Consider the following 20430-nt stretch of genomic DNA (forward strand, 5'->3'; position numbering starts at 1 on the left):
AACTATAACTTCGGTAATAAGTATTTAAGCAGAATTAATTACACAAATAAATGATACCATTAAATGGATTCAGCTTGTGTTATGGATAAGGTCTTATTATGTTCTTTATCAAAGAAATAAATCCCCTTTCTTTGAAACTGCTAGAAAGGATATATCGCCAGAGCCGACATCATCAAGTACGACAAAGAGCGCACTTTCTAATATTAGCTTCGCAAGGGGTGAAAGTCGATGAACTCATGAGAATATTTAGTGTGAGTTATAAGACAATCTATAACTGGCAAAATCGTTGGGAATCTGAAGGGATGGTAGGACTATACAACAAGCCAGGTAGAGGTAGCAAAAAAATATTTGAACGCTCACAAGAAGAGGAAATTAGAGAATGGGCTAGACTTGAACCAAGACAAATAAAAAGAGTATTGCAAAAAGTAAAAGAGGAATGGGATGTTGTAGTTAGTGCTGAAACAATAAAAAGGATACTTAAAAGATTATCTATGAGCTGGCATCGGATGAGAAGAGATGTGTTTGGAAAGCCAGATCCCTTGGAATACAAGGATAAAAAAGAAAAGCTGTCAGAATTAAAACGTTTAGAAGATGAAGGAAAAATCAACTTATACTACTTAGATGAAGCCGGATTTTGTTTAATACCTACGGTTCCTTATGGTTGGCAAAATATCGGTGAATATTTAAAAATTAAAAGCCGCCGCAGTCCTCGTCTAAATGTTTTAGGAATTATGAGTAGAAAGAATCATCTAGAAACTTATGTTTCATCTCAAACCATTAATTCTGATGTAGTTGTTGCTTGTATTGATACATTCTTTCCTACTGTAAATAAGCCAACATATATTGTTGCAGATAGAGCTTCAATTCACACAAGTGATATTGTTCTTGATAAAATTGAAGAATGGAAAGAGCGTGGTATTACAATTTTTGAATTACCCTCTTATTCGCCTGATTTGAATCTCATTGAAATTCTCTGGCGATTTATTAAGTATCAATGGATTGAAATAGATGCTTATTCTAGCTGGCAAACTTTTGTTACATCTCTCGAAAAAATCCTGAGAGAATTTGGTCAAAATTATGTAATTAATTTTGACTAGCTACTTATTAGGCGCTGTTTCGATAAATTCTCTATAATTTCTGTATATTTTCATGCTATAAAAATGCGTTTAAGCAATGGCTGACTCGTGGGAATTACAAGAAATATGCGATCGCATCCTCAACCAAAATGCAAATGAGGATGACATTGCCCAATTGCGTCAATTCATCACGGCAAATAGCGATAAAAATGTTGTGCAGTTGGGGAAATACAACGTCAATATTGCCGATGGTAAGGATATTCATATTGGCGATAAGATTTACCAAGGTACTGACGCAGAGACTATTCGCGCTATTTTGCGGGAGGTACTTTCCCAAAATACCCAACACATAGAAATTGACTGGCACGATATTAGCCAAATCATGCTGTCTGAGCAGCAGCGACTCACCACAAACCCACTCACATCCGGTGAGGGAATTAGCCATCGTACTACACAAGTATACGTACCCCTGGGATTGGTGGAGCGAAAAAAGCAAACCCGACGAAAGGAGGATGTTTCACCAGAGCAGGGTTCGGAACTTTACCGGGAGACGGAAATTACCCAAACCTTTGAGTATCAGCAATTTTTACAGCAGGTACTCAAGCAACGGCAAAGTCCCAAAAGCCAGGGAAAACGCATTGCAATTATCGGGGAACCGGGAGCGGGGAAAACTACCCTGTTGCAGCAAATCGCTAGTTGGGTATCCGGTGAAATACCCGATGCGATAGTGATTTGGATATCTCTGGCAGATTTGCAGGGACAGGAACTGGAAGTATATTTGTTCGATAAATGGTTGCAAGCGGTAGCTCGAAAAGTTGGACAAGCGGAAGCATCTACCCAAGTTAAAGATGATTTTGTAGCTCAGTTTAACCGAGGTTTGGTGTGGCTGTTGCTGGATGGGGTGGATGAAATGCAAGCAACGCAGGGTAATCCTTTGGGAGAATGCGATCGCCAACTTCGTGCGGGAAGTTTACTACAACAAGCGCGGATTGTGCTTTCGTGTCGGTTAAATCTTTGGGATGGTGGTAGCAATTCCCTCGATTCCTTCGATAATTATCGCACCCTGGAGTTTTCCTATCCCCAGCAGGTGGAACAATTTATAGGCAATTGGTTTGCCTCGCTCCCATCGGCAGAAACCCAGATAGGGGAAAGGTTGTGTGCAGCTTTGGCTGAATCGGGGAAAGAACGAATTCGGGATTTGGCGAAAAATCCGTTGCGGTTGACGCTTCTGTGTTTCAATTGGTACTTGGGTGAGGGGAAATTACCGGAAACAAAAGCGGGATTATACGAGCAATTTGTCGCGGATTTTTACGAGTGGAAGAAGGGGCAGTTTGCGACGACGGGGGAGCAGCGCAAGCGGTTGAATACAGCTTTAGGAGAATTGGCAAGGGAGGCGATCGAGAAGGAAGCAACGCGGTTTCGATTGCGACAGGATTTTGTCTGTGAGTATTTGGGGGAACCAGATGATGCAGATTCGTTGTTTGGGTTAGCGTTGCGGTTGGGATGGTTGAATAAGGTAGGGGTGGATGGGGATAATCCCAGGAAGGGGGTTTATGGGTTTTTCCATCCGACCTTTCAGGAGTATTTTGCAGCGTTGGCGATCGATGATTGGCATTATTTCCTAAATCATATTCCTGATAATCCCAGTCATCCAAATGCAAGCTATCGAATTTTTGAACAGCAGTGTAGGGAAATATTTTTTCTCTGGATTGGATTCCCCCAAAATAATTTTTTACCAGCCATTGAAGCTTTAATGTCTTTTGAAGATGCTTGCAAAAGTTGGAACATTAGTGTTAAAAGCTTTTACGAACACCAAGCATATATGATAGTAATATATTGCCTTATGGAAATTGGTATTCGCAAACAATATAAAGAAATTTTCAAAGAAATAGTTAATTATATATTAAATCTTTTTGGAGAGCAGAAACAGCATAATTACTGGTTATTTCTTAGTGATGCTGTTTTCCCGATTTTAGATGATTTGTACACAAAAAATATATTGCAAGAACTATTTAATTTAGTAAATGATCAAAAAACAATAGGTAAAACTAAACAAATTATTTTGATATGTAGAGAGAAACAATTACGCGAACAAAACAAAATAATTTTGAAGCAAAATAATGTATTAGATATAATTACTGAAATCGATAAACTCATTATAAAAAGTAACCCTGGAGAAAGTATTACTTATAGATTGTCTCAACTGATTGAATTAATTAGTAAAAACAATGTATTACTAATTCAAGCACTAATCAAAATATTAAATTATGAGCATCCTCGGCATATAAAACTCAAGACTATTATCGCGCTTGGTCTTGCTTCTCATGAAAATTTAGATGCTATTGCTGCTCTCAATAAAGAAATAGAAAGTTCACCAGATTTAATTTATCTTTTTTATACTACAAAAACCCTTGTAGCAATTAATCCAAGGAATAGAGAAGCAATTTTACTTTTACGTGAGTTAATGCCCACATTACACATATATATGCAGATTGAAGCTTGTGAGCTTTTAATGAATGATGAAGAGATTGCTTATGACTTATTTATTAAATTAATAGAACTTATACAAAGTGACCCAGATGATGAGGTATATTATAGAGCCTGCCAAACCTTAAAAGCAAATATAAATACTGATATTTTATATTATTCATTATTAATATCTAAATTAAGAGATTGTTTAACAAATAAAATTTATGAAGACGAATTCTTTCGCTTTCGAGACTGTTATGAACTACTTTGGTGCTATTCTCAAGAATTATCTTATAAAGCATTTTATGAAGCTTGGTTTCAATAGCGATTATTGTACTTAACTAGATATATATTGATCGCTTCGAGTAACAGGATGTAGAACTTGCGGAAACTTTGATTAACTTAGCTCAACTGCGTCAATTTGATTTTAAATAATTGATTGTATGTGAATATCCTTACCGGGTGACAACAGGGCTAAAGAGCTTGTTTCATAAGGGATAGAGCATGAAACCCACGCTGAAAATGCAGGCGTTTGTGGGGTTTGAGGGCAATCAAGCCCAGAGCTAAATCAGCCCATAATTCCATAGCATATATCCATCTTTGACCATAAATGGCAAAACTAAAATCACTCTGGCGTGGGTATTTATCTTTGTGCTGTTTAATACGTCCGGCATAAGTTTCGATACCTAATATTTGCATTCGCTGACCGTACATTGTCCCTAAACTATAAGCAATTACAATCAGTAATACTAAGGCTAAAAAACGAGTTTCGTTGACTTTGGTATCCTCAAGGTTATAACCTCCTGTTTTACAGTCACGAAAAAATTGCTCAATTCCCCAACGACAACGATAAACTTCTAAAGTTTGTTTGAATGTCGGTAAATTAGTTAGGATATACCACGGTTGCTGTGAACCTTGATTTCGGTATTTTCGTTTCCAGTAGACAGCAAGATTAAATAGACCTAACCCATCACCTTTATTACACTTGACTCCTATATAAAACTTCGACATTCCAGGTTTAAATCCTTTGTCTTTAAGAATTTGATATTCTTCATCAGATTCTTCTTGAAAATGAAGGTCTTTTTTCTGACGTAATGCGAAGTATACTCCCCTGTTATCAAGCCATTGAGCGAGTTTGGGACTATGGAATTCTCTATCTCCTATTACTAAAACTGGATAATTCTTAAATAAGGAAAGAGCTATACTTAATAAACGCTTTTGGGCTTGAAAGTTACTGTTACCCACATGAGGCAATGTTTCCCAATATAAGGGTAATGCATGAGTGCCCCACACTAAAGTTACCATAAATAAATTGCGATCTTTCCATTGGGTTCTGTCAATGCCAATCATCCAGTAACCATATTTTTTATGCTTTTGTTGTTTGTAATAGCGACGTTGTTCTCGGTTGAGATTATGTCCAGTTTGTGATTGTCTAATCCAATATTTTACTAATGGAAACCACAGTAATTTCACACACAGGCTACCTACAACTAAAAAACGTTGCAGATTGCGTTTTCGACTTTCATAGGTAATTGGCTGAGGAAATAAATTTGCTAAGGTGGAGAGCTTGACCTGACGATATGCTTGTATTAATAGTAACAGCAACTCTAGGGTTAGATACTGCTGTTCACTCAAATGTTTCTGGAAAATTTTTTGGTATGATTGTGGCAACATTTTTATTTTTCTTGGGGAGCAATTTCCCCTATTTTTTTGCCACTTTATTTTCTCAGATCCTTGCTACATATACTCGCAAACCATATTGTCACCCGTTAAGGTTAGGTTGAGTGAATACATATAAGCAATCTTTAAAACCCTTGTACAGACTGGGTTATAAATTTACGGACAAGTCTATTGTTCCGTGTAAACTTTGGATGGTGTCGTGAATGCGCGATCGCACTTGTTGTACTAGGTCATCAACAGGTAGCTTATTATTCTGGCAAGAAGGGAGCGAAATTTCTTGAGACGTGGCAAATTTAGCAGTAGCTTTTAGTTCTTCCAGGATAGAGCGAATTATTTTTCCAATTGCTTCTGCATCTGCACCTTGGTAAATATCACCAATATGAATTTCCTGTCCTTGTCCCAGGTTAACTGCATATTTCCCTTGCTGAGAAATAATCTGACCACCATCACTAAGCCATTGTCGCAGAACTGTGATATCGGTATCAGTCTGCTGGTGTTTGACTATGCGATCGCACTGAGATTCAATCTACCAGTTTGACGTTACTAAGCTTCCATCGCACCTTTGATGGCGGCGGTGACGATTTTGACAGAGGGATGATCGACTGCGGCATCGAGGGCTGCAAATCCGGCTTCTTTCCCGGCATTGATGATGCGATCTTTGAGGGTGGGATTTTTTTCGATCGCTTCGATTGCTTTGACGGCTATGATAGTGGGTTTATTGCTTCGATCGGTAGCAGAGATTTGATCGAGTAAATCTTTAATATCTTTTGCGGCTTGGGCAAGGTTTTGGGAGTTGACGATTTTGTTACCTGCGATCGCATCACCCGCGACATCACCAGTTTTCATTTTGTTGCCGGCAATGGTGTCTTTATCACCCATGACTTTATCACCATCGACGCGATCGCCTGTCCATGTTTGATTTTTTTCATTTGTCATGGCTTGCTCCTGTTTAAGAGTTATTTCTCGGCTAACAGCTAGTTTAGTGATTTCTTGCATGTCTTCATAGGCTTCTCTCGAATAATATTCTTCTCTTTGATCGTTTTCAGTTGCTTGGCTAATTTGGATGTGTCCGATTGCATCATCAATCAAACTATGAACATTGACTTTGTGGTAGGGAGGTTTATCACATTCAATCTCGTGGTTTTGATTTTGAATCCGTTCTTGGAGTTTTTTAAGTGCATAAGCATGGGGATTTTGGGAACCTTTGCAAGTTGGACAATTGCAGGGGATTAATTCTTGATAGCGAAGTTTTTCGTAGGAGTCGTGGATTTTATTAAACTCGTGACGGATGCGTGTGAGGAGGTCTTTTTTGGGAAAACCGGATACTCGGATGCGGATTTCATTTTTGTAGTAGGCTTCGATGACTTCAGCGCGGGCATTACCATCGGTGAGGATTACGCCATCCTTCCAGATAAGTTCATTATCAATTGGCTTGTGCATTTCGACAATAAAGCGGGTGAGCATTCCCTTGGGCATAAAATCATAGTAATAACGCAGGATCAGGTTTTCCCTGTCGTCCCAATCGTATTTAGGTTGGTTAGGAGAGAGAAGTTGGGGGGCGATGTAGGTGCGGGGACGGTGGGGGATTTCGTAACAGAGTTTAAACCGCATCATCAGTTGCAGCAATTCATCGCGCATGTCGCTGTACTGATCATCTGCCCAAATTTTCGCAAGATCCTTGTGGGTGAAGCAACCGAGGGCTTTTTGGACTTCTGGGGTATCAAGGACGGTGTAGACTGCGGTGGTAACCCATTCGGGTTTGAGGATGACCCAGTTTTTGAGGATGGGGTCTTCTTGGAAGTGGAGACAGACACCAAGATCGTGAAGGTAACCGCTGAGTTGAAGTTTGTCTTCGCGGCGTTTGAAGCCGTGGGTATCGCAGAGAGTGAAGAATTCGTCTTGGGTGATGTGATTGCGGTTATCGGCTTCTAGGGCTTCCCTGACTCGTACCCAGGTTTTGGGTAGTAGGGTGCCAATGTGGGGAAGTTGGCTGATATGGTGTTGGACGGCGGTGAGGATTTCGGAAAGTCCGCGATTACTAGCAAGGTTAGTGGAGAGGATTTTTTTGATGTTAGGGAAGCGTCCTCGTAGTTGATTTTCGTTAACTTGGCAGGGGCGATCTTGTTTTTCGTTTTTGACGATGATGACGGGACTAGCTTCACTGAGGAGTTCGACAACTTCAAGCCAGTAGTTAAAGTCAGTGTTGTCTTGGCGGGTGTCGGCAACGAGGAGATAGAGAGAGCGTTTGGTAAAGAAAAATTGGTGAGTGGCATGGTAGATTTCTTGTCCGCCGAAATCCCAGATATTCATGCGGAAGGGATTGCCACTGAAGTTAGGAAAGTCGAGATGCAATACATCAATCCCTTCGGTGGATTTTTCGGGGTTGTCACCACCCTCAAGCTTGAGCTTGTATTTGGAGTCAATAAGTTTGTTGGCAAGGCTAGTTTTACCTACTCCTCCTTCACCGATAATGAATAATCTAGCTTCATACAAAACTTTTGTATCTTCTTCTAGCAGTTGTGTATTAATCTCATCAGCCCACTTTGCATACTCCCCACCCAAACGCCTTAACACCTGAGCAGTAACTGTTGCAAAATATCCAACTTCCTCAACAATTCCGCTATCTTTAAATTGTTGTGGATTTCTCAATACAGTAGCAAAATCTTCCAGTGATAAACCTGCCTTTCTCGCCACATATTTTGATATCTCATCCACCACATTCAACACATACTGAGAAGGAACAGAATCAACTAATAACTCCCGCACCCCATCCATAAAATCGTACTGAACATAATCAGGATTGGTATCTGCATTTATCTCTGATAATGACTTTAATAATCCTCCTAAAAACACCTCAGCCACATGAACTTGTTGAGAATCTTTTAACATTGCTTCTCGAATTAATCGCACAATTGGCAGACTAATTACAGGTGCAGAAGCTAATAATCCCGCCAATTTTCTTGCCATTGGTGAAGCTGTTACCCGAAACGCCTGTACACGCTCTTCTGCACTCAAATCACTATGAGCCAGATTAAATAAGCCATTGTCTTTGTTAACAGGAGTTGCATCTAACTTAAACACATATCCCAATGTCCAAATACCGCCCTTACCCGACAACATTTGCGCCCAAGTAACTACCTTATCCGCTTCTAATGTAAATACAGGGACTTTAACCCCCTTTTCCTCCTCCAGTTCATCCCACAATGACACTTCCTTGGCGATTAATTTATGGTTAGACATTCCCGGAGTTAACCCCCGCAACCGCACTTCTGAGGCTCTACCTAAAGCAGTTCTTTTCCACAGCCACTTGGGAAGCATCTGAACAATTGCCATTGACCCTTGTTTTGCCCACAGTTCTAATACAGGTGTAACTGCTCCATTGCGCCAAAGAGATGATACACAATCACTGACCACCAACACCAAACGCCGACCACTGGGGTCAATTAATTCCTTGGGACTACGGGTAGTTTGATTTTTAGCCGTTGCACCGATACCGCGACGAATCTGAACTTGTTCGTTTTCATCTGTAATTAGTCCCCAGACCCGCACATCTCGGAAAATTCCATAGTTTTTCAGCAGTCGTTCCAATTCCTTAATGGTATGTCTCCAAATTTGCATGGAAATTGCCTCATCAACCACTAATTCCAAATCTAACCAAGGTTCTACCGTGGGTTTGATTACAGGTATCCAAAGCCCTTCATCTGCAATTCGTTGGATTGTGGCGGCTTCATCTAAAACTAATTCTCTACCAGAAGGAACACGACGCATTAAGGGTTTTAACCCCCGTGCTAAGGTTAAAGGCTCACGCAAAGAAGGAGCATCAGGGACTTTAAAGGATAAATCTAAAGATTTTGAGGTATGTTGTTGATTTCGAGGGTAAATGCCCGCTTTTTGTTCCTCTGGTGGCTGAGTTTGTGTTTTTTCTAAGTCTGAAATATTTGGCAATATTCCCTGCTCTGACTGACTTTCCTGCTTGTTAATCCCTCTCTCGTCTTCTTTGTTCAAGGGTAAACCAGAGGAGACTGACTCAGCTTGAAATTCCTGCATTTGAAGTGCCAGCCAAAGCGTATCAGCAATTTCTACGGCTGACATTTCTACTTCTTTACTCAATGCAGTAATTAACTGGTCAATCATCTGTCCTCCGCACTGGTTAAGTATTTTAGCAACACTTCAATCAGGTCTTGTTCTTCTGCTTGTTCCGGTTTAAACTCACGAGTGACCATGTAAATGGCATTCAGCAGTTGATCTGTTGCTATATCCCCACTTTCTCGCAATGTTCTAAATTTGGCAATTAATTGATTAATTTTTTCCTCATCTTTCGTTATTGTATCGCTGCCTAAATGTGCCTTCACAATCTCCTTCAAAGCGTCTGCATCCGGTTCATAGGGCATATTTAACCTTAAACAACGCCTCAGAAATGCTGGGGGAAAATCGCGCTCACCGTTGTTAGTTAACAGAATAAAAGGGAAATTCTGACAGCGCACTCTACCTGCTTTAATTGGGACATCTATCCCATCATAAGTACGAACTTCTACCTGATTTACTTCTTTGGAAATTCGCGCTAATTCTGGGATTTCAAATTCCCCTTCTTCAAATAAATTGAGTAAATCATTGGGTAAATTAATATCACTTTTGTCTATTTCGTCAATTAGTAATACACGAGGACGACGGGAAGGGAGAAGGGCTGTACCTAGCGGTCCCAGTTGAATATAGCGACCAATATCCTTACTTTTATCACCCATCTGTACATCTTGCAGACGTGCGATCGCATCATAACGATAAAGTCCTTCCTGTAAGGTTGAACGAGCGGTAATATACCAAGGTAACACCGCCCCCAGTTTTAGTTCATAAGCCACAGCATAAGCCAAAGAGGTTTTACCTGTCCCTGGTTTTCCTGTTACTAACAAAGGTCGTCTTAAATACAGTGCTGCATTGACCATATTAATAACAGTATTTCTATCATTATTTTTATCGGTGTGGATACGGAAACTTTTACCCCGTTCCTCATCTTTAATATTATGCTCTGACTCCTCACAAAACTTTTGCCAGCGCTGCTCAGTTTGTGCAACTATTTGATCATCTACATCCAGAAATTTACGCCAACTTGGGGGTGGGGGAAGTTGATTAATGTTATCGTGCGGTTCACTATTACCTTGAAAAATTTTCCAATCAGTCATCTTTTTAATTTAACTTCCTTGCTATTGTCCAGGTGTTTTTAATTCCAGCATGACATTAGGGGTAAGACGATAAGGGTCTTCCCAAAGCAGGGCTAAATGAAACCCTAAATGTTCTTCAGTTTGAGCATCAGCTTTTTCTCTAGTTTGTCTAACTGATTCACACAAATGGCATAATGGTTTAAAAGTTAATATTTCATCTATTGCTGACACATGATCAAAATTAGGAATATCATATCTTGTCCAAATAGCAATTGGTGTTGTTGCAGTTAAGATAGCTTTAAATAACTCCTTGGTTTTGGCTTTGGGGGGAGCGCAAGTTAACTTAAGTCCGATTTTTTCCTGTAAATTATTTCTCAACGACTTCCAATTAAAAGTTTCCATTTCCTGAAGATGTGCAAATAGTTCTTGAATCGGTTCATTATGTAAAACTGTTTTTACCTTGTCCCAATATTTATACCAATCAGATAAATAAGAATCTAAATAATCAATATCCAAACGTTCTAGCGACCGCAGTCGAATTGGATATTTAATTCCCAAAGTTATTTCCTCTACTATTGGGTCAGAAATTTTCCAGCGATCTACCTCTGTTCCAATTAAATCACTTGGTAAAAATATCTCAATAATTAGCTGATATTGTTTACCCCTAAGATATTTGAGGCTTGTTTTTAGAAATTTATTGAGTTGTTTGGGTATGTCATTAAATTTACATAATGTTCCTTGTTGCTGTTCATCTTGAGCGAGTAGTGATGTAAACTTAGATAGGTTATTTCCTGGTATTGAGTCATCAATAATTAACCAGGCATTTAGTAAAAAATCCTCGTTATCACTACAACGCTCAAGGGTAGCGATTAAATAAGATTGTAGTTGTCCTTCTTTGTTAGAAACAAAATCTGCTGGTAGTTTATTTTTATTCTCGTCTGGATACTTTTTTAATGCTAGTTCTTCAGCAACTACATTCAATTTATTACGAATCTCTTGAGGAACATTTTTATCTTGGCTTAATCTATTGAAAAAATCAAACAATCTTCTAAATTGCTCAAGCTTCTGTAATATTTGTGTAATATTATTTTCCTCTAAACCCCACACACCAGCATCAGGAGGTAAAGCTTCTTGATAGGCTTGTTGAATACTTTCTTGAGGGATACGAGAAAAATCTAAATCATTTAAAGACTCTTGAGAAAGATTACTAAAATTACTATCGCTAGACAGCAATTGAATAAATGTACAATTTTTGTAAACATTACGTTTATCAATATCTCTTGCGGCTACATCCCCATCTTGAGTATTTTGATGAATACCACTTGTTGCTTGAATGGCTTTAACTAAGGCTTCCATCGCGTCCTTATCCCACTGATTGTAGGTGCGATCGCCTATATGTATATCCTTCCCCTCTTCAATATTGGTGATATATTTTCCCAACTGTTTTAAAGTCGATTTATCGCCTGCATTAAGAGTCTTTCGTAATACCAATAGATCCGCAGCAGTATGCTGATTATCAGTAATTTTATCAAAAATCGCATTGATTTCAATTTCATTAATATTCATATTTTATAATCTCCTATGAATAATTATCACCAATATGAATACCATGAGCTTCATTAATATTAGTAATAAACTTTCCATGTTGATTTATGACATCAGCTATTTTATTAATCTTCTGTGTCGCTTCCGATCGCACCTCATCCCACCCCTTACTAGGTAAACCTTTACCACCTCGTAATTGCGCGATCGCAAAATCTCCTGCATCCAGATCAAAATGAGGAACTTGCTCTACATTGTACTGACGCGCACTTTCTGGTACAGCTTTACCCAGATGATTCATGATATTAGAAACTCGCACCTCTGTATCACCCGATTTATTCCCAGCACCTTGTAAAGCTTCGAGGAAATGGTATGTGTAGATACTACATGAATCATCTTTGAGATATGATTTTTGCTCACCTTTGGAAGAAGTAAATACTACTCTCCCTTTACCCTGCTTTAGTTCATCAATAAAGCCCTTGGATGGAGCAACTCGAATAAAATCATCAAATTCTTCTTCTAGCTCTAAATCTGCATCCTTAGAAGTTGCCATTCCCGCAGCATGACAACTATCAATCACAACTAATAAGCGTTCCGCTTGAATTTCTCGCAATGCATCGGTAAAAATTTCTGCTGCTAATGCAGAACTTGCAAGTTTAGTAGGCTTAATATCGTGTTGCAATAAATAATATTTTTGTGTGTTCTTATCCACCCAACCATGACCAGAATAGTAAATAAAAATGGTTGCATTTTTATCAGATTCAGCTTTTTCCTTTAACCAACTCAATCCATCTACAATCGCAGCTTTTGTTGCTTCTTGATTATTTAAAACACGAATATGATCTTGATCATCAGGATAAGCACATAATTCTGGATCAATTAAAGCTGCATAAATACCTTGAGTATCTTTCACTGTAACAGGTAAAGATAAAGGAGCATATTTAGATTCTCCAACGCCAATTAAGAGTGCATAACCATTACTGAACTTAGTTAAATTATCGCCCATTTGGATTTACCTCCATGAAAACAACATCTTCAATTGCAAACAAGATAATTTAAGAGTTAATTAATTTTCATAACGACTTACACGGAAAATCACATAATTGTAAGGCAGGGTTTCATAATCATCTGATTTATGTACAATGACACCTAGATCGGGTTTGTAAATCCACTGCTTCCAATCAATAGCTATTTCATCAGGAACCTGGATTGCGATGTAATTACCTTCTGCTAAACGACACCCCATTGCCATGTTTTCAAAATCCAATCCCAGGTAAAATTTTTGCACCGCGACATTTTCGTTGCGTTGTGCCAACATTTTGACAACACCTACCGTGATTTCCGTAAATGGTGCGATCGCAGGTTGTGCAGTTGTAAGTAATTTAAGTCCACTTTGAAATGGAGAAGATTCTAATGTGCTTAATATTGCTTGGTCTTCGTTATTTTTAACATTTACCGTTGAGCATTCAAAAGCTACTCCTTGGGAACCAACATTTAAACCAATAAATACGGGATAACCTGCAATACCAGCAGACTGTCCTTCTTGTACACGGTAAGTTTGGCTAAAACTGACTGTTTCCTGCGTGTCTGCTACCTGATTGCGAGCAGCAAATGTCACCATCACATTGTGTGTCCCACCACCTGGATATTTTGCAATATGCAGACGGTCTAAACGAATATTTATGCTGCTATTTTTAAGACTAGTATCGGCAGCGATCGCACTGGGATGTTGGATTATTTGAGGTTTCATTGAACCCGGTTTGCGGGGAGCTATATAACCAAATTTATGGCTAGCATACATCCAAGGTTGGTCTTGAACTAAGTTTAAAAACTCTAAAATCCCTTTACCACCTGGAGTTTCATTCATATTTTCCAGCACATCACCCCGAAAGTCTGGGTCTTGCATCTGTTGCAGTTTTGCTGCGATCCATTCGGGTTCTTCACACTCGCCAATAACTTTGATGTCTGCAAAAACACTACTCACAATGTTTGCTCTCCTATTGGAAAATATAAGTTTTGATGACTATAATTTTCTATGTTTACGAGATTATACAGTTAGAGAACACTAAAATTGTAGTATATGTCATAATAAGCACTAATTATCAACAGTATTTTTTCTGCTTTCCAGCACCTATTTCGAGCTAGCCATAATCCCGACTGACATAAATGAGTGACTATGACGACCTAAAGGCTATTTTTGAACGCATTATTAACCATCAGGAAACAGAGAGCGATCGCCAAACTCTACGGAGTTTACTGCGTGCGAGTAATGGTGACAATGAGATTCAGATTGGTAAGAATATTGTCAATATATCTGAAGGCAGAGATATTCACATTGGCGATCGCACTTACAACAACACAGACGCAGAGGCTATTAGGGAAGCTTTGCGAGAAGTCATGAATCAGGGAATTGTAAAAACAGAAACGCAGCAAGACATTTTGAAAGATTTAATGGTAGCAAGGGATTTAACTACCGGAGATGTTACACAGCAAAATATTCAAAATCAAATCATTCTTCTAGTAAATAACCTTGATGATGGTACTATTAATAAGGCATTTTCAGCAACTGTTCCCGACGATTGGTATATTTGGCGAAATACATACAAAACAGTTAATGAAGCTTTAAAGCAACTAGAGGAAATCCCTTACCAGAATCCTAGTGATACACCTTTATTAAAATTTGCGTCTTTATTAACCCAAGATAATAATATTCCTGAAAGCATCCGCGAAAAGCTCAAACAACTATTAACAAATCAAGCCTTTAAAACTAACAAAAAATCCCCATCAACCCAATCATTACATTCTTATCTACTCATCCAACTTCGACCACAAGTAACCAACGAACTATTTGTCAAAGCTTGGTTTATCCCCGATGATACCATTCAAGACCCTTGGGAGCGTTTCAAACCTCTAACTGTTGACGAACAGCAACCGGAAATTCCCTTTGTACCGGAAGAATTACCCCAATTACTCGGTAACTTACTCCAGCAGTGTTTTGATGAATATTTGCAGGGGGAAGCAACCGAATTAACCATCGAAATATTTCTGCCACGCGATCGCCTGTGCGATGAGGTGGAAAAATGGTCGTATCAAGATAGCGAAGGTTTGGATATTACTATTGGTGAAGAGCATCGGGTTGTGGTGCGTTCCTACGATCGCTTGAAAACATTACGCAAGCAACAAGGTTCCTATTGGAAAAAAAATTGGGAAAATCTCCAGCTAATTTGGCAGGATATTCCCTGTATTGAGCAAATCACAACGATTTCCCAAGCTTGTTTTGACCCCAATCATTTGAGAAAATCCTTAATTGAAAAAATTATTCTCAAGGTATGCTGTAATTTATCAAACTCCGACAGAGATGGTTTACTTAAGGCTATCCATAGTGCGGGGACACCAATTGTAATTTGGTCGCGTTGTGAGGTGACAAATCTCAAAAATCCTCACCATTTTGACGCGCTACTCGAACAACCACTACGGGAATTATCTGCTCGCATCAAAGAACAACGTTTAGCAGCAGACCATGAAATGCACTTGGGTAATCATTTAGTTTTATTATGGGATGACCCCAATCGCATCCCACCCAACTCAGCACTGGAATTTTCTGCATCGTAAATAAGGAGCAAGCAATGAGCGACTGGCTGATTTTTCAAGGTACAGAAAAGCCCCATGATGGCATCAAAAATCTTCCCTCAGCGCCAAAATGGCGTGAATTTGGGGAAGAGAAGGAAAAACAACGGGGGGAAACTTTTCAAGTCCGTCGTAATGAAATTGAGCTTGTCAACGCAGCGCTTTATTTACGTCGTCCTTTGCTGGTGACGGGAAAACCGGGAACTGGTAAAACATCCCTGGCTTACAAAGTTGCTCAAGAACTACAATTGGGTTCGGTGCTGCAATGGGCAATTACGACCCGCTCCACTCTGCAACAAGGACTTTATCGTTACGATGCGATCGCTCGTTTGCAAGATGCCCAAGGTAAGGATAATACTAGGGATATCGGTAAATATATCCAACTTGGTCCCTTGGGAACAGCCCTGTTACCATCCCCCCATCCCCGCGTTTTACTGATTGACGAGATTGATAAAAGTGACATTGACTTACCCAACGATTTACTGAATATATTTGAAGAAGGTGAATTTGAAATCCCCGAATTAGCTCGCTTACCTGAAGAATACGAAACGGTGAAAGTACGCGGTTATGATGGAGGTGTTGCTAATATTACCAAAGGACGGGTGCGTTGTACCCAATTTCCCTTTGTTCTGCTGACTAGCAATGGTGAGCGGGAATTTCCCCCAGCATTTTTACGACGCTGTTTGCGATTGACGATGGAAAATCCCGATGCTAAAGCTTTGGAAAAAATTGTGCGATCGCACTTGGGAGATGGTGTAATGTCAGAAGCAGAGGCTTTAATTGACCAATTTATCCAGTTGCGAGATAAACCCGATGCTGGGGATTTGGCGACAGACCAATTACTTAATGCGATTTATTTAGTCACACGCGAAAGGAGTCCCGTTGGTAATGACAAAGAACGGTTGCTCAAGGCATTGATGGCATATCTCACAACTACATGAGGATATATGATTGAGCGGGTAATTGGTGCTTTTAATCACTTGGGATTTGATTTAGACGATACGGAGATAGCCGATATCCTCTGGCTGGCGCTGCAAATGCGCCGTTGCGACCCTTCGCCAATGTCTGAATTACCAGAGGAAACACCAGCAGCAACCCCAGAAATTGACCACAAATTACCAGGCAATCGCCAAAATAATTTCCCCAAACCTTCCACCCAAACCGAAACCAGCGCTAACGTTTATCCCCAATCATCCCAGGATAACAACGAAACATCAAGCGGTTTACCCATCAAAGTTCCTACCGCTCAAGCATTGCGAAACAAGTTAGATATATCCCGCTCCCTTAAACCTTTAAAACGTCGAGTTCCTTCCAGAAGCGAATTTATCCTCGACGAAATTGCCACCGCAGAACGCATCGCCGAAGAGAAGCTTTTGTTACCTGTAATGTGTCCCGCACGCGATCGCTGGCTAGAAGTAGCTTTGGTGATAGATGAGGGAACATCGATGTTCCTCTGGCAGCAAACCATTAAAGAATTTAAGCAACTACTGGAAAGACATGGTGCTTTCCGAGACGTGCGAACTTGGGGATTATTTACCGATCGAGATAATAAAGTTTGGCTGCGTCCCAGAACTGGCAACCTATCCCGGCAAAAAAGGTTACACAATCCCAGAGAACTAATTGACCCCAACGGTCGGCGGTTGTTTATAATTATCAGCGATTGCGTTTCCCCAGCTTGGTATAACGGTGCTATTACCAAAACCTTAGCAGCTTGGGCTAGCACTGCCCCAACAACAATAATTCAAGTATTACCTGAGTGGCTTTGGGAAAGAAGCGCTTTGGGTATTGCCGAGTCAATTTTGCTACGGAGTTTGGCTCCTGGAGTTCCCAACCAACAGTTGATTATGACAGCGTTGGATTTACTCGATGAAAGCGATGTCTGCAACAAGCTAAAAATCCCTGTAGTCACCCTAGAGCCAGAATCGCTAAAAAATTGGGCGCGGATGGTTGCAGGTGCGGGAGAGGTCCAAACCAAAGGGTTTTTGTTAACACCTAATGGGGAAATATTTGATGGTAGTAGCGAATCAACGGAAAATTCTAGCGTCGAGCTTACAGCCAAACAACGTTTACAACGCTTTCGCCTCACTGCTTCGCCAATGGCGCGGAAACTCGCGGGACTTTTAGCAGCTGCACCCGTTAGTTTACCAGTCGTGCGGTTGATACAGCAGACGATGTTAGATAAATCGAGCCAAGTTCATGTGGCTGAGGTGTTTTTGGGTGGGATATTAAAGCCATTGTCGTCAGTTGATGAGGATGTAGAAGCGGATAAAATCCAGTTTGATTTTGCTGATGGAGTGCGGGATTTGCTGCTAGATGGGGTTCCGTTAACCGAGTCAACGGAGGTATTGCGTAAGGTTTCGGAATATGTAGCAGCAAGGGTTGGGTTATCGGTTGATGATTTTACCGCGATGTTGCTTAATCCGGGGTTGGGCGATCGTTCTAATGGGGTTTTGGTGCGTCCTTTTGCTCAGATTACAGCGAAGGTTTTGAAGCGTTTGGGTGGGAAGTATGCGGAGTTAGGGGAGGAAATCGAGCGGTCTTTTCAACTTTTATCCCAAGCTGCTATATCTCAAGTTCAAGAAGAATCTTCTCAACTTCCTTATGAATATCAAGTTGGTGGAAGTTTAGCTCCCGAACATCATATTTATGTAACTAGGAAAGCAGATCATGAATTTTATGAAAATTTAAAGCGTGGAGAATTTTGTTATGTGTTGAACTCTAGGGGGATGGGGAAATCTAGTCTGCGTGTTCGCACAATGCAAAAGTTACAAGAAGATAAGATTGTTTGTATTGGTATAGATATCAGTTCACTTTGTGAACCAAATGTAACGCAAGAGCAATGGTACGGAGGTTTACTCACTAAATTAGCCAGAAAGTTAAATGAAGACTTTCCATTAAGAGATTGGTGGGAACGAAATAAACATGTAACACCTTTACAGAGGCTAAATATTTTTATTGAAACAGAAGTCATAGAAAGACCTAATCGAGAAAGTGTAGTTATATTTATTGATGAAATTGATAGATTAATTGACTTACCTTTTAAAGAAGATTTTTTTGTGTTTATTCGAGAATGTTATAACAACCGCGCTGCAAACAAGAATTATAATCGTCTCACGTTTGCTTTATTGGGAGTAGCAACTCCCTCAGATTTGATTCAAGATAAAAAACGTACACCTTTTAATATTGGTCATGCGATTGAGTTAAAAGGTTTTCAACTTCATGAAACAGAACCTTTGGCAAGAGGTTTAGCTGGGGTTGGAAATCCTCAGAAGCTAATGGAAGCTATTCTTGATTGGACAGGAGGACAGCCATTTTTAACTCAAAAAATGTGTGCGCTAGCTGTACAATCTAACATAGTTAGACCAGGTAGTGGCTATGAAGCTCATTGGATAGAAGATTTAGTTCGCTTAAACATTATTGAAGACTGGGAAAAACAAGATGAGAAACAACATTTGAAGACTATTATAAACAGAATTTTACGTTTCACAGACAGTCCTGAAAAATTATTAAGGCTATACCAAAAAATTTTACAGCAGGAAATAATAGCTGATAATACTCCAACAGAAATACACTTGCTTTTGTCAGGTTTAGTGGTCAAACAAGGAGACAAGTTAAAAGTTTTTAACCGCATCTATAAACAAGTTTTTAATGAAGATTGGGTGAATCGACAATTAAAGCAAGTTGGATTGAAGAAAATCCTAATTTTATCAGCAAATCCTAATAATACATCTCGTTTACGTCTTGGTGAGGAGATTCGGGAAATCAAGCAGGGGTTACAACTGGCAACAAGACGGGACAGATTTGTGATTGAATCAGCGGAAGTAGTACGCTACAGAGATATCCACCGCTCTATTCTCAATTCTGAACCCCAAATAGTCCATTTTTCGGGACATGGTGCAGGAGAACCGGGTTTAGTGTTTGAAGATAATGCCGGAAAACAGAAGCTAGTGGATGCAGAAGCATTAGCGGGATTATTTGAGTTGTTTGCAGATCAAGTAGAGTGTGTATTACTGAATGCTTGCTATTCTGAGATTCAAGCTCAAGCCATTGCCCAACACCTTGATTATGTTATCGGCATGAGTCACGAAATAGGGGATCAAGCTGCAATTGAATTTGCTGTAGGATTTTACGATGCTTTGGGGGCTGGAAGAACTGTTGAGTTTGCATATAAACTTGGCTGTAATGCAATTCGGATGGCAGGAATTCCAGAGCATCTGACACCTGTTCTCAAATCTCGAAAAACTATATTAGAAAATAATTGTTATAAAGAAATTCGTAAACCTGGTTCATTAATTCAGATTAAAAAGCCTCCCAAGTTAGGCGAAACTGCTTTATTAAATCGAATTCTTAAATATGCAAATCAGCAAGATTATCAAATTATTAACATAGACTTTCAAGTTACTGATGTTAATATTCTTGATAATCTAGATAGACTCTTGCAATGGATTTGTTCCAGTATAACCAATAAGCTGAATTTAGCTGATAATTCAAGTAATTATTGGCAGAATTGGAGAAACCGTCTTGGTAGTAAAGTTATTTGTACAAACTATTTAGAAGAATATTTATTACCTCAAATTCCAAATGCGATCGCTCTCGGTTTTGATAATATTGAAGAAATCTTTAAGTATCCTGACATTACTAACGACTTTTTAGGTTTGCTGCGTGGTTGGCATGAAAGAGCAAAATCTGACACTGTTTGGCAAAAAATGAGATTAATAGTCGTATATTCCAAAGATGCTGAAATCCCACTTAACATTAACCAATCACCCTTTAATGTGGGATTGACCATTGAAATACCACCGAACTGATATATTTTGGCATATTTATAAACTGATACACATTTTGAGTAAAAATACTTCTAGTTGCCAAAAACCCCAACC

Annotated in this window: 12 protein-coding genes; 5 read left to right on the forward strand and 7 right to left on the reverse strand. The window is 39.5% G+C overall.

Annotated elements, in window-relative coordinates; genetic code table 11:
* Positions 1–98: 98 nt before the first annotated feature.
* Positions 99–1097, forward strand: coding sequence for an IS630 family transposase (locus tag CAL6303_RS11045; RefSeq protein WP_015197933.1), 999 nt, complete (start codon positions 99–101; stop codon positions 1095–1097).
* A 76-nt stretch (positions 1098–1173) separates the two neighbouring features.
* The gene (locus CAL6303_RS11050) at positions 1174–3870 is read left to right on the forward strand and encodes an NACHT domain-containing protein (RefSeq protein WP_015197934.1); all 2697 of its coding nucleotides are present in this window, start codon (positions 1174–1176) and stop codon (positions 3868–3870) included.
* A gap of 149 nt (positions 3871–4019) precedes the next feature.
* On the opposite strand, the gene CAL6303_RS11055 is transcribed toward CAL6303_RS11050, so the two are convergent.
* The 7 genes from CAL6303_RS11055 to CAL6303_RS11085 all read right to left on the reverse strand — a co-directional run bounded on the left by CAL6303_RS11055 (position 4020) and on the right by CAL6303_RS11085 (position 13907).
* Positions 4020–5219, reverse strand: coding sequence for an IS4 family transposase (locus CAL6303_RS11055; RefSeq protein ID WP_015197935.1), 1200 nt, complete (start codon positions 5217–5219; stop codon positions 4020–4022).
* 154 nt (positions 5220–5373) lie between these two features.
* Positions 5374–5751, reverse strand: a complete 378-nt coding sequence (locus CAL6303_RS31700) for a hypothetical protein (protein ID WP_415748902.1) — start codon at positions 5749–5751, stop codon at positions 5374–5376.
* 17 nt (positions 5752–5768) lie between these two features.
* Entirely contained in the window at positions 5769–9359 is a 3591-nt protein-coding gene (locus tag CAL6303_RS31070) for an SAV_2336 N-terminal domain-related protein (RefSeq protein WP_015197936.1), read from the reverse strand.
* Positions 9356–10402, reverse strand: coding sequence for an AAA family ATPase (locus CAL6303_RS11070; RefSeq protein WP_015197937.1), 1047 nt, complete (start codon positions 10400–10402; stop codon positions 9356–9358). The genes CAL6303_RS31070 and CAL6303_RS11070 overlap by 4 nt, the downstream gene beginning before the upstream one ends.
* A gap of 21 nt (positions 10403–10423) precedes the next feature.
* On the reverse strand, positions 10424–11947 hold the full coding sequence (locus tag CAL6303_RS11075; RefSeq protein WP_015197938.1) for a hypothetical protein: 1524 nt from the start codon (positions 11945–11947) through the stop codon (positions 10424–10426).
* Between the two features lie 13 nt (positions 11948–11960).
* Positions 11961–12929 (reverse strand): caspase family protein, encoded by a 969-nt coding sequence (locus CAL6303_RS11080; protein ID WP_015197939.1) that lies wholly within the window; start codon positions 12927–12929, stop codon positions 11961–11963.
* A 60-nt stretch (positions 12930–12989) separates the two neighbouring features.
* Entirely contained in the window at positions 12990–13907 is a 918-nt protein-coding gene (locus tag CAL6303_RS11085; RefSeq protein ID WP_015197940.1) for a hypothetical protein, read from the reverse strand.
* A gap of 182 nt (positions 13908–14089) precedes the next feature.
* On the opposite strand from CAL6303_RS11085, the gene CAL6303_RS11090 reads away from it, so the two are divergent.
* The 3 genes from CAL6303_RS11090 to CAL6303_RS11100 are packed head-to-tail and all read left to right on the forward strand — an operon-like array spanning position 14090 to position 20358.
* Positions 14090–15535 carry a hypothetical protein gene (locus CAL6303_RS11090; RefSeq protein ID WP_015197941.1) on the forward strand — a complete coding sequence of 482 codons (1446 nt, stop codon included), beginning with the start codon at positions 14090–14092 and terminating at the stop codon, positions 15533–15535.
* A gap of 14 nt (positions 15536–15549) precedes the next feature.
* Entirely contained in the window at positions 15550–16491 is a 942-nt protein-coding gene (locus CAL6303_RS11095; protein WP_015197942.1) for an AAA family ATPase, read from the forward strand.
* Between the two features lie 6 nt (positions 16492–16497).
* Positions 16498–20358 carry an SAV_2336 N-terminal domain-related protein gene (locus CAL6303_RS11100; RefSeq protein ID WP_015197943.1) on the forward strand — a complete coding sequence of 1287 codons (3861 nt, stop codon included), beginning with the start codon at positions 16498–16500 and terminating at the stop codon, positions 20356–20358.
* Positions 20359–20430: the final 72 nt, after the last annotated feature.

The sequence above is a fragment of the Calothrix sp. PCC 6303 genome (assembly GCF_000317435.1).
Taxonomy (GTDB): Bacteria; Cyanobacteriota; Cyanobacteriia; order Cyanobacteriales; family Nostocaceae; genus PCC-6303.

Bases quoted from the DNA above. Each gene is read 5' to 3' on its own strand.
- CAL6303_RS11045 (WP_015197933.1), top strand. From the start codon at position 99: ATGTTCTTTATCAAAGAAATAAATCCCCTTTCTTTGAAACTGCTAGAA.
- CAL6303_RS11075 (WP_015197938.1), bottom strand. From the start codon at position 11,947: ATGAATATTAATGAAATTGAAATCAATGCGATTTTTGATAAAATTACT.
- CAL6303_RS31070 (WP_015197936.1), bottom strand. From the start codon at position 9,359: ATGATTGACCAGTTAATTACTGCATTGAGTAAAGAAGTAGAAATGTCA.
- CAL6303_RS11055 (WP_015197935.1), bottom strand. From the start codon at position 5,219: ATGTTGCCACAATCATACCAAAAAATTTTCCAGAAACATTTGAGTGAA.
- CAL6303_RS11080 (WP_015197939.1), bottom strand. From the start codon at position 12,929: ATGGGCGATAATTTAACTAAGTTCAGTAATGGTTATGCACTCTTAATT.
- CAL6303_RS11090 (WP_015197941.1), top strand. From the start codon at position 14,090: ATGAGTGACTATGACGACCTAAAGGCTATTTTTGAACGCATTATTAAC.
- CAL6303_RS11095 (WP_015197942.1), top strand. From the start codon at position 15,550: ATGAGCGACTGGCTGATTTTTCAAGGTACAGAAAAGCCCCATGATGGC.
- CAL6303_RS11100 (WP_015197943.1), top strand. From the start codon at position 16,498: ATGATTGAGCGGGTAATTGGTGCTTTTAATCACTTGGGATTTGATTTA.
- CAL6303_RS11070 (WP_015197937.1), bottom strand. From the start codon at position 10,402: ATGACTGATTGGAAAATTTTTCAAGGTAATAGTGAACCGCACGATAAC.
- CAL6303_RS11050 (WP_015197934.1), top strand. From the start codon at position 1,174: ATGGCTGACTCGTGGGAATTACAAGAAATATGCGATCGCATCCTCAAC.